The 10677-nt window shown below is 74.5% G+C and carries 10 protein-coding genes; 4 read left to right on the plus strand and 6 right to left on the minus strand.

Annotated elements, in window-relative coordinates; genetic code table 11:
* Nucleotides 1-239: 239 nt before the first annotated feature.
* The 6 genes from ACWGB8_RS36045 to ACWGB8_RS36070 form a co-directional block, all read right to left on the minus strand.
* Nucleotides 240-2459: an NADP-dependent isocitrate dehydrogenase gene (locus ACWGB8_RS36045; RefSeq protein WP_452217887.1), complete on the minus strand. Its 2220-nt coding sequence runs from the start codon at nucleotides 2457-2459 to the stop codon at nucleotides 240-242.
* A 156-nt stretch (nucleotides 2460-2615) separates the two neighbouring features.
* Complete coding sequence (locus ACWGB8_RS36050; RefSeq protein WP_452217888.1) at nucleotides 2616-4235, minus strand: condensation domain-containing protein; 1620 nt, start codon at nucleotides 4233-4235, stop codon at nucleotides 2616-2618.
* Between the two features lie 119 nt (nucleotides 4236-4354).
* Nucleotides 4355-5065 (minus strand): 4'-phosphopantetheinyl transferase family protein, encoded by a 711-nt coding sequence (locus ACWGB8_RS36055; RefSeq protein WP_452217889.1) that lies wholly within the window; start codon nucleotides 5063-5065, stop codon nucleotides 4355-4357.
* Entirely contained in the window at nucleotides 5062-5904 is an 843-nt protein-coding gene (locus tag ACWGB8_RS36060; protein WP_452217890.1) for a hypothetical protein, read from the minus strand. The genes ACWGB8_RS36055 and ACWGB8_RS36060 overlap by 4 nt, the downstream gene beginning before the upstream one ends.
* Nucleotides 5905-5908: 4 nt before the next feature.
* A complete protein-coding gene (locus ACWGB8_RS36065) occupies nucleotides 5909-6196 on the minus strand; it encodes an acyl carrier protein (RefSeq protein WP_452217891.1) in 288 nt (95 codons plus the stop codon).
* Nucleotides 6197-6315: 119 nt separating this feature from the next.
* Entirely contained in the window at nucleotides 6316-7248 is a 933-nt protein-coding gene (locus tag ACWGB8_RS36070; RefSeq protein ID WP_452217892.1) for a 3-oxoacyl-[acyl-carrier-protein] synthase III C-terminal domain-containing protein, read from the minus strand.
* A gap of 96 nt (nucleotides 7249-7344) precedes the next feature.
* Here ACWGB8_RS36070 and ACWGB8_RS36075 point away from each other — a divergent pair, with 96 nt between their 5' ends.
* The 4 genes from ACWGB8_RS36075 (at nucleotide 7345) to ACWGB8_RS36090 (ending at nucleotide 10637) form a co-directional block, all read left to right on the plus strand.
* Nucleotides 7345-7614: a hypothetical protein gene (locus ACWGB8_RS36075; RefSeq protein ID WP_452217893.1), complete on the plus strand. Its 270-nt coding sequence runs from the start codon at nucleotides 7345-7347 to the stop codon at nucleotides 7612-7614.
* Entirely contained in the window at nucleotides 7611-8810 is a 1200-nt protein-coding gene (locus ACWGB8_RS36080; protein WP_452217894.1) for a glycosyltransferase, read from the plus strand. The genes ACWGB8_RS36075 and ACWGB8_RS36080 overlap by 4 nt, the downstream gene beginning before the upstream one ends.
* 94 nt (nucleotides 8811-8904) lie before the next feature.
* Nucleotides 8905-9861: an ATP-binding cassette domain-containing protein gene (locus tag ACWGB8_RS36085; RefSeq protein WP_452217895.1), complete on the plus strand. Its 957-nt coding sequence runs from the start codon at nucleotides 8905-8907 to the stop codon at nucleotides 9859-9861.
* Nucleotides 9862-9878: 17 nt separating this feature from the next.
* Complete coding sequence (locus ACWGB8_RS36090) at nucleotides 9879-10637, plus strand: ABC transporter permease (RefSeq protein WP_452217896.1); 759 nt, start codon at nucleotides 9879-9881, stop codon at nucleotides 10635-10637.
* Nucleotides 10638-10677: the final 40 nt, after the last annotated feature.

A 10677-nucleotide genomic window follows, 5' to 3' on the forward strand; every position in this document is an offset into this window, starting at 1 on the left:
GCCCCTACCCGCCCCTAACGCCCCGCCGGCCCCCGACCGGCACCGCGGGGCGCCCGGCGACGTGCCCGGGCGACGTGCCGGACGGCGCGGCGGGTGCCGGACGGCGCGGCGGGTGCCGAACGGCGCGGCGGGTGCCGAACGGCGGGGCGGCCGGGCGGCCGGAACGGGGAAGGCCCCCGGCGGGGAGCCCTGGCGGTCCAGGGTCCCCGGCCGGGGGCCTTCGGGGTCGGGCGCGGGGATCAGCCCAGGGCGGCGACGGCGTCGTTGAAGGTCTTCGACGGACGCATCACGGCCGCGGCCTTGGCCGGGTCGGGCTGGAAGTAGCCGCCGAGGTCCACCGCGGAGCCCTGCACCGCGCCGAGCTCCTCGACGATGGTCTGCTCCTGCTCGGACAGGGTCTTCGCCAGGTCGGCGAAGGCCGCGGCCAGCTCGGCGTCGGCGGTCTGGCCGGCCAGCTCCTGGGCCCAGTACAGGGCCAGGTAGAAGTGGCTGCCGCGGTTGTCGATGCCGCCGAGGCGACGGCTCGGCGACTTGTCCTCGTTGAGGAAGGTGCCGGTGGCGCGGTCCAGGGTGTCCGCGAGGACCTGGGCGCGGGCGTTGCCCGCGGTGGTCGCCAGGTGCTCGAAGCTGGCGGCCAGGGCGAAGAACTCGCCGAGGCTGTCCCAGCGCAGGTAGTTCTCCTTGACCAGCTGCTGGACGTGCTTCGGGGCGGAGCCGCCGGCGCCGGTCTCGAAGAGGCCGCCGCCCGCCATCAGCGGGACGACCGACAGCATCTTGGCGCTGGTGCCCAGCTCCAGGATCGGGAACAGGTCGGTCAGGTAGTCACGCAGCACGTTGCCGGTGACCGAGATGGTGTTCTCGCCGCGGCGGAGGCGCTCCAGGGAGAACTTCGTCGCCTCGACCGGGGAGAGGATCTCGATCTGCAGGCCCTCGGTGTCGTGCTCCGGCAGGTACTGCTTGACCTTGGCGATCAGCTGGGCGTCGTGGGCGCGGCCCTCGTCCAGCCAGAAGACGGCCGGGTCGCCGGTGGCGCGGGCGCGGGTGACGGCCAGCTTCACCCAGTCCTGGATCGGCAGGTCCTTGGTCTGGCAGGCGCGGAAGATGTCGCCCTCGGAGACCTCCTGCTCCAGGACGACGTTGCCGTCCTGGTCGACGACGCGGACGGTGCCGGCCGCGGCGATCTCGAAGGTCTTGTCGTGGGAGCCGTACTCCTCGGCCTTCTGCGCCATCAGGCCGACGTTCGGGACGGAGCCCATGGTGGCCGGGTCGAAGGCGCCGTGGGCGCGGCAGTCCTCGATGACGGCCTGGTACACGCCGGCGTAGCTGCTGTCCGGGAGGACGGCCAGGGTGTCGGCCTCGTTGCCGTCCGGGCCCCACATGTGGCCGGAGGTGCGGATCATGGCCGGCATGGAGGCGTCGACGATGACGTCGCTGGGGACGTGCAGGTTGGTGATGCCCTTGTCGGAGTCGACCATGGCGAGGGCCGGGCCCTCGGCCAGCTCGGCCTCGAAGGAGGCCTTGATCTCGGCGCCCTGCGGGAGGGCGTCCAGGCCGTTGAGCACGGTGCCGAGGCCGTCGTTCGGGGACAGGCCGGCGGCGGCGAGCACCTCGCCGTACTGGGCGAAGGTGTTCGGGAAGAAGGCGCGGACCACGTGGCCGAAGACGATCGGGTCGGAGACCTTCATCATCGTCGCCTTGAGGTGCACCGAGAACAGCACGCCCTCGGCCTTGGCGCGGACGACCTGGGCGGCCAGGAACTCGCGCAGCGCGGCGGCGCGCATCACGGAGGCGTCGACGACCTCGCCGGCCTTGACCGGCACGGACTCGCGCAGCACGGTGGTGGCGCCGTCGGCGGCGACGTGCTCGATGCGCAGGGTGCCGGCGTCGGCGATCACGGCGGACTTCTCGGTGGAGCGGAAGTCGTTCTCGCCCATGGTGGCGACGTTGGTCTTGGACTCGGAGGTCCAGGCGCCCATGCGGTGCGGGTGGGTCTTGGCGTAGTTCTTCACCGAGCCCGGGGCGCGGCGGTCCGAGTTGCCCTCGCGCAGGACGGGGTTGACGGCGCTGCCCTTGATCTTGTCGTAGCGGGCGCGGACGTCCTTGTCCTCGTCGGACTGCGGGTCGTCCGGGTAGTCCGGCAGCGCGTAGCCCTGGGCCTGCAGCTCGGCGACGGCGGCCTTCAGCTGCGGGATGGAGGCCGAGATGTTCGGCAGCTTGATGATGTTGGCGCCCGGGGTCTTGGCGAGCTCGCCGAGCTCGGCGAGGGCGTCCTCGATGCGCTGGCCCTCGGCGAGGCGCTCCGGGAAGCTGGCGATGATGCGGCCGGCCAGGGAGATGTCCCGAGTCTCCACCGTGACGCCGGCCGTCGAGGCGTAGGCCTGCACCACGGGCAGGAACGAGTACGTGGCCAGGGCCGGGGCCTCGTCCGTGTGCGTGTAAATGATGGTCGAGTCAGTCACGGGTTCTCCGCTTCACGTCTGCAACGTCCGAACGTCTTGATATCAAGATATCCCGTGATCGTCCCCCGCGGCCACCGCCCCCACCCTCGGCGACCCCCGGGTGGGCGGAGCGTGGCGCCCGGGCCCGCGCCCCGGGGCGGGGCCGGCCCGGCGGGGTCAGGACTCCAGCACGTAGCGCGCCGGCGCGATCGCGGTGTCGTGTCCGGGGAGGGCGGCGACGACGGCCCGGTGGGCGGCCTCGGGGGTGAGGGCCGGGTCGGTCGTGGCGAGGTGGGCGGTCAGCCGGTCGTCGGCGACGGTGACGCGGATGTCGGTGACGGCCGGGCCGAGGGCCTCGCCCAGCAGGGCGCGGACGGCGGCCAGGTCGGTCCAGCAGGCGTCGATCCGGTGCCATTCGCCGGTCCGGGTGCCGGGCCGGACCCCGGTGAGGGCGGTCAGCCCGGCGAGCGGCAGCGGGCCCCGGGCGGCAGCCCGCAGCACCGCGAGCAGGCCGTGGGCGAACTGCTCGGCCTCCGTGTGGTCGAACACCTGCGGGCAGGTGAGCAGGGAGAACTCCAGCAGGTCGGTGACCCGCAGGATGTTGAACATCACCCGGGACGGCATCCGGATGTCCGGCAGCCGGATCAGCTCCGGGTCGGCGGCCGGGGCGGGGCGGGCGGCCGCGACCGCCTCGGGGATGGCGAGGCTGAGGTCGTTGACGGCGACCTGCCGGGCGTAGCGGGCGCCGCGCTGTTCGGCGACGTCCTCGATCAGCCGCCAGACCTCCTCGGCCTCGAAGGTGCTGTGCCAGTAGGCGGTGAAGGAGGCCGCCTTGGCGCGTCCGACCAGCTGGTCGAAGTCGTCGACGCGGGTGTCGAGGGCGAGCAGGGCGTCCTGGGCGAGGGTGCCGATGTGGTCGGCCAGCGCGGCGCGCTGCCGGTTCGCGGAGAGGGTGGAGAGCACCAGGTCCGGTTCGGCGGCACGGTGGGCGACCAGGGCGGCGAAGGCGGCGAGCAGGACGACGGAGGGGCTCGCCCCGGTGCGCCGGGCCGTGGCCGCGAGGTCCTGCGCGCCGGAACGGGAGCGCAGGACGAGCAGGCCGACGGGGCCGGCGGGACCGGTGACCCGGTCGTCGGCGAAGACGGCGTGCGGGCCGGTGCGCAGGATGCGCTCCCAGTGGCCGAGGGCGGCCCTGGTCCTGCGTCGGCCCTGCGGGGACTGTTCGGCGGCGGCGACCTGGAGCGGGGTGCGGGCGGTGACGGGCGGCAGCTCGCGGCCGGCGGCGAGGGCGTACCACTCCTGGAGGAGCAGGGCGGTGGCCGCGCCGTCGGCTCCGGCGTGGCAGACCACGACGACGAGTCGGAGCACCTCGTCGCCGTGGGTCACCAGGGTGAAGCGCAGCCGGGGGGCGGCGGCGAGGTCGAAGGGGACCGCGAGGTCGGTGCGGCCGAGTTCGGCGGCGAGCAGGTCGAGCCGCTTCTGGTCGCGGGTGCCGGCCTCGACGACGGTGGCGGTGAACTCGCCGTCGGCGTGCACCTCCTGCTGCTCGCGGCGGCCGTCCGGGCCGGGCGGGAAGGCGGTGCGCAGCGATTCGTGGCGTTCGAGGAGGGTGCGCAGGGCGGCCAGGGCGGCGTCCGGGCCGGTGCCGTCGGGGACGGGCCAGACGGACTCCTTGTTGATCTGTTCGGGGAGGTCGTTCCCGATGCAGAGCAGCATGTTGTGCTGGCCGAGGGTGAGCGGGCCCGAGCCGCTGGTGGTGCCGTGGTAGCCGACGGTGATCCGTCTGGTCTCTGTCACGTCGTACGCGCCCTTCGGCTCGCGGCTTCAACGGGGTTGCTGGGGAGGGACGGGATGCGGACGCTACCAGGGCGCCACACAATTGGTCCAGACCAAATCGGGACGTCGGCGACGGACCGTCAACTACCGTTGCCCACCAGGGGCGCCAGCGGCATCCAGGGTTCCGCCGCGACCGTGAACGGGCGCTCCCCGCAGGCCGCCACGGCGGCCCGGTGGGTGGCGGCGACCGGGACGTCGCACAGGTGCAGCGGGCCCCGGCCGAGCGGTCCGGGCGCGTCGAGCCGCAGCGGGGAGGGGCCGGCCAGGGCGAGGCCGAGGCCCTCGGCCAGCCGCGCACCGTGCGCCTTGACGCACGCCTCCCGGCGGCACCACAGCTCGGTGAACCGCTCGGCGCCCTCGCCGGCGGTGGGCGCGTCGGCGACCTCGGCGAGGTCGCCGGGCGGGAAGTGGCGCCGGGCGATCCGCAACGCGACCCGGGGCCCGGCCAGTTCCTCCACATCGGCACCGATCGGGCGGCCCTCGGCGACGGCCAGCACGGCGAGCGTGCCCGAGCCGGACCAGCTGAGCTCCAGGCCGTCGCCGCCGACGGGTGCGGGTTTGCCGTACGGGCCGCGCCGCCAGACCAGGGCGGTGGGCTCGATGCCCAGGTGGGCGGCGGTGAGCAGTCGGACGGCGCCGCGGACGACGGTGAAGCGGTCGCGCCGCAGCGGGTCGCGGGCAGCCCTGGTACGTTCGGCGGCGTCCAGCAGCTGCCACAACGACCTTACGACGGAGGGTGGTTGGTCGGTGGCGATGGTCCAGAGGCGGATCCGGTCGGGGGTGTCGGTCACGGCAGGGCGAGCGTACTGAGCCGGCCGAGTCTGCGGTCGTGGTCGGCGAGCAGCAGCGGTGCGGCGCCCTCCGTCCGGTCGGCGAGGCGTTCGGCCAGCAGCGACCAGACGCCGGTGAACGGCTGCCCGGCGTCGCCGGCCTCCGCCCCGGGCAGGGTGTCCGGCGCGGCCTCGCGCACCAGCCCGCCCGCGACCAGCAGCCCGGCGCCCGGGCCGAGTTCCTCGTGCGCGGCCCGCACGGACTTCAGTGCCCGTTCGCCGTCGGACTCGGCCCACTGACCGACCGTCAGCCCCGGCCCGGCGCCGGCCTCGCCGACCAGCAGGACGGCGCGGTGGCGCTCCGGCAGCTCGACCTCCTCCGCCGGCTCGTAGTGCAGCGCGGACTGCTCGGCGAGGACGACCACGGCCCGTCGGCAGGAGCCGGTGCGGCAGTGGGCGGCGGCGATCCGCAGGGCGGTGAAGGCGGCGGCGCTGCCCTGGTCGCAGACCGCGAAGGCCGCCGGGGTGCCGGGGCAGTGCCGGCTGAGGTACAGCGAGGCGGGGGCCCCGGGCCGGACGTCGGGGGCGGAGAAGGCGAGGATCAGCAGGTCGACCGGGTCGTCCGCGGCCAGCGCCCCGGTCCGCAGCGCCTCGCCGAGCAGGGCCTCGCCCATCTCGCCGTACGAGTGGCCGACGCCCTCGCACAGCAGGTCCTCGCGCAGCGCCAGGCCGTGCGGGCGGACCAGGTCGCCGGTGAAGACCCGCAGGTCGGGGTGGAGCGAGGCCTCGGAGCGTCCGTCGAAGTCCGCGGCGAGCGCGTGGGTGAGGCGCAGGCCCGGGCGCGGCCCGGCCGGTGGCATCGGCTCAGTCCTCGTCGATGAGGTGCCCGGCGACGTAGTCGGCGAGGCTGTTGACCGAGCGCAGGTCGTCCTCGCCGATCTGCTCGACGTCGACCTGGATGTCGAGCGACTCCTCGACCTCCAGGATGAGTTCGATGGTGCCGGCCGAGGTCAGGCCGAGGTCGTCGAAGAGGCAGGCGTTCTCCGGGATCTCGGGGAGGTCGCGCTTGAGCACGCGCGGCAGCAGTTCTTCGATGCTGCGCAGGATCCGGCCGCGCAGTTCGGTGTCGTGGTGGAGGGCGGGGTCTGCCATGGGTGAACCGTCCCGTGGTGAAGAGGCGGGTGCCAGTGGTGTGGTGTGGTGGGGTGCGCGCGCGGCGGCCGGCGTCCGGTCGGTGCCGGCCGGCGGGTGGCCGGGGAGCCGACGTCGGGTCAGTGCTGGACGGCCATGGCCGAGAAGGTGGCGCCGACGCCCGCGGCGGCGATCAGGTAGCGGTCGCCGGGCCGGAGCAGCCCCCGTGCGGTCGCGGAGTGCAGGTTGATGAAGGCGTCTGCTGCGAAACTGTGCCCCACCGAGGGCACGTTGTCCAGCACGACTTGTTCGACGGGATAGCCGATCCGGCGGCTGATCATCCGCCAGGAGGCCTGGTTGACGTTGTGCGGAAGGATCAGCGCGATCTCGGAGAGGTCCAGACCTGCCTGGTCGAGGGCCGCTTCGAGGGCCTCCACCATGACGGCCGGGTAGTCCTTCTGGTAGCGCGCCAGGAGGTCCGGGTCGTCGGCGAGCCGGCCGTCGTACTCGGGCCGCTGGCGCAGCGCGTACGACAGCACCCGGTCGCGCGGCCCGCCCGCGCTGATCAGGCAGGCGGCGGAGCCCTCGGCGAAGATGCCGGTCTCGGGGACGACCTGGGCGTCCCGGGTGAAGGTCTTCTCCCCCGCCACGACCAGGGCCAGCGCCCCGGGGTCCGGGTCCTCGGCGAGCAGCCGTCCGGCCAGGTCGATCGCCAGCAGCCCGGCCGCGCACGCGTGGTGGGTGACGGTGAAGGCGTTGGCGTGGCCCAGGCCGAAGCGGTCGAGGAGCCGGTGCAGCGGGTTGAGCGGGTACGGCTCGGCGACCGGCATGCTGCGGGCGTGCAGCACGTACCGGACCTGCCGTTCGCGCCCGCGCAGCCCGGGCAGCGCCTCCAGGGCGCCGGCGAGCAGGTCGAGCAGCGTCCCGTCCGGGTCCAGGCGCACCTGGTCCAGGCCGTGGAAGCGGCGGAAGAGTCGAAGTTGACGTGGGGTCAGGCCGATGCGTTCGCCCACGTCCTCGATCGGTGCGAGGTGGTGGGGAAGGTGGACGGCCACTGCCTCCAGTGCGGTCACGCGGGCTAGTATTCCCACGCCCCGGGGGTCGCACAAGTGATCGCGGACTCCCGGCTTCCCCTCCCGCCCCCGTGCCGTCGAGCAGGTGGAGCCTCCATGACCCCTTCCGAAGCCGTACCCGTGTGCCCCGGACTGCTGGCCGCCCTGGCGGCCGCCGCCGAGGCTCCGCCCGGCTGGGCCGACGCGGTGACCCCGCAGGCCCGGCTGGACGCCGACCTGCTGCTGGACGAACACGAACTGTCCGTGCTCGACGGCCTGTTGCGCGAGCGCTACGGCGTCGATCTGGCGGCGCGGCGGGCCGGGCTGGACCTCGACGGGCTGGCGGCGCTGACCGTCGGCGACCTGGCCGGGCTGGTGCGGGGATGAGCCGCTTCCTGCTGGTGGTGCCGCCGCTGACCGGGCACGTCAATCCGGCCGCCGGCCTGGCCGCGGAACTGGCCGCCCGGGGCCACGAGGTGGCCTGGACGGGCACCGAGTCGGTGCTGCGCCCGCTGCTCGGCGCCGATGCCGCGGTGTACGGGACGGGCACCCGGGCGTTCCGGGCGCAGGGCGGGCACGGGCTCGCCGCGCTGCGGTCGCTCTGGGAGGGCTTCATCGTCCCGTACGCGCGGTTCACCCTGAAGCCGCTGGACGCGGTGGTGCGGGAGTTCCGGCCGGACGTGCTGCTGGTGGACCAGCACACCCCGGCGGGTGCGCTGGCGGCCCACCGGTACGGGCTGCCGTGGGCGGGCCTGGCGCCGGGGGCGATGGAACTGGGCCGCCCCTACCGGGCGTTGCCGCAGGTGGAGGCCTGGATGACCGGCCTGCTGCAGGGTCTGTGGGAGCGGGCCGGCCTGCCCGCCGGGGAGTACACCGATCCGCGCTTCGCGCCGCGGCTGGTGCTGGCCACCACCGGCCGGGCGCTCACCGGCGACGGCGAACTCCCGCCGCAGTGCGCGCTGGTGGGCCCGGTGCTGGGCGGGCGGGCGGCCGGGCCGGCGTTCCCGTGGGAGCGGCTGGAGCCGGGCCGGCGGCGGGTGCTGGTCACCATGGGCACGCTGGCCGGGGAGCTGGGGGCGGACTTCCGTGCCCGGGCGGCCACCGCGCTGCGCCTGCTCGGCCCGGACGTGCAGGCGGTGTTCACCGGCGCCCCGGCCCCTTCGGGCAGCGCCGGACCGGACGGCGGGCTGCCCGAAGGGTCCGTGGTGGTGGAGCGCGCACCGCTGCTCGACCTGCTGGCCCGGGGCGCGGTGGACGCGGTGCTCTGCCACGGCGGGATGAACACCGTCGGCGAGTCGCTGGCGCACGGCGTGCCGCTGGTGGTGGCGCCGATCCGGCACGACCAGCCCTTCGTGGCCGCGCAGTTGGCGGCCACCGGCGCGGGCCTGCGGGTGCCGTTCGCCCGGGTGTCGCCCGGGGTGCTGGCCGACCGGCTGCGCACGGTGCTGGACGACCCTGGGTACCGCGCCGCGGCGGCCCGGGTGGGCCGGGAGCTGCTGGCCGGCGGCGGGGCCGCGGCGGCGGCCGACCGGCTGGAGGGCCTGGCGGTCGGCGGAGCGGAACGCTCGAATCCATTGGTCTAGGCCATTGTTTCCGGGGTGCCGAAGACTCTAGGGTGGGCCCGCAGCACCACTTCCCAGGTGCCCCGGCAACCCCATCCCCGCACGGGAGTTCTGGTTGATCGCGACCAAGGGACTGCGCAAGTCCTATCCCTCCAAGAAGCGCGGGCAGCCCGCCGTCGACGCCGTCCGCGGCATCGACCTGGACGTCGCCCCAGGTGAGATCTTCGGCTTCCTCGGGCCCAACGGCGCGGGCAAGACCACCACGCTCCGCATGCTCGCCACCCTGATCCGCCCCGACGGCGGCGAGGCCGCCGTCGCCGGCGCCGACCTCTTCGCCGACCCGGCCGAGGTCCGCCGCCGGATCGGCTACGTCGCCCAGGGCGGCGGCACCACCGACGCCGTCAGCGCCCGCGAGGAACTCGTCCTGCAGGCCCGGATGTACGGCACCGGCAAAGCCGATGCCCAGCACCGCGCCGAGGCCGCCCTCAAGGCCTTCGAACTCACCGAGTTCGGCGACCGCCCGTGCAGCACCTACTCCGGCGGCCAGCGCCGCCGGGTGGACATCGCCCTCGGCGTGATCCACGAACCGCGGGTGCTCTTCCTGGACGAGCCCACCGTGGGCCTCGACCCGGCCAGCCGCGGCCACGTCTGGGCGGAGATCCGACGGCTGCGCACCGAGGGCATGACCGTGGTGGTCACCACCCACTACCTGGAGGAGGCCGACGCCCTCTGCGACCGGGTGGCGATCGTCGACCACGGCGGCATCGTCGCCGAGGGCACCCCGGAGACCCTCAAGCGCGAGATCTCCGGCGACGTCGTCCTGGTCGGCCTGCCCGCCGAGGACGGCGGCCGGGCCGCCGAGGCACTGCGCGCGCAGCCGTACCTGCACCGCCTGGAGGTGCGCGGCGAGGACGGGCTGCGGCTGTACCTGGACGACGGCGCCGCCGCGATCCCGCAGCTGCTGCGCACCCTGGACGCGGCCGGCCTGCGGCCGGGCACCGTCCAGCTGCAGCGGCCCAGCCTGGACGACGTGTTCCTGGCCCGCACCGGCCGCTCGATCGAGCAGTCCTGACCCCTGGGAGCCCTCCCGTGAAGCTCGCCCGTGACACCTGGCTGGTGCTCCAGCGGCAACTGCTGCTGATGTGGCGCACCCCGGTGTGGATCGCCGTCGGGGTGATCCAGCCGATCTTCTACCTGCTGCTGTTCGCCCCGCTGCTGAAGAAGGTGCTGGCGCCCGCCGGCAGCTACGCCGACGCCTACCAGATCTACGTGCCGGGCCTGTTGGCGGTGCTCTGCATCTTCGGCGGCCTGTTCACCGGCTTCAGCCTGCTCGGCGAGTTGAAGGCGGGCATCATCGAGCGCTCCCGGGTGACCCCGGTGAGCCGGCTGGCGCTGCTGCTGGGCCGGGCACTGCGCGAGATGGTGGCGCTGCTGGTGCAGGCCGTCATCATCACGCTGATCGCGCTGCCGTTCGGCCTGCGGGTCGGCCCGGTCGACCTGCTGCTGGCGTACCTGCTGCTCGGCCTGCTGGCGCTGATGACCTCGGCGATCTCCTACGGCATCGCGCTGCTGGTCCCGACCGACGCGGCGATGGCGCCGGTGGTGAACACCCTCGCGCAACCGATCGCGCTGCTCTCCGGGGTGCTGCTGCCGCTGACACTCGCGCCCGGCTGGCTGGTCGCGATCGCCGAGTGGAACCCCTTCTACTGGGCCGTGGAGGGCATGCGGGCGCTGTTCTCCGGTGCGGTCGGCGACAGCGCCGTCTGGCAGGGCCTGCTGGTGGTGGCGCTGATGACGGTCGCCTCGGTGTTCTGGTCGGCCCGGCTGTTCAGCACCCGGGTGCGCTGACCGCCCGGCCGCACCCGCGACGGCGGGGCCGGTGCCACGG

This window comes from Kitasatospora sp. NPDC054939, from assembly GCF_053610105.1.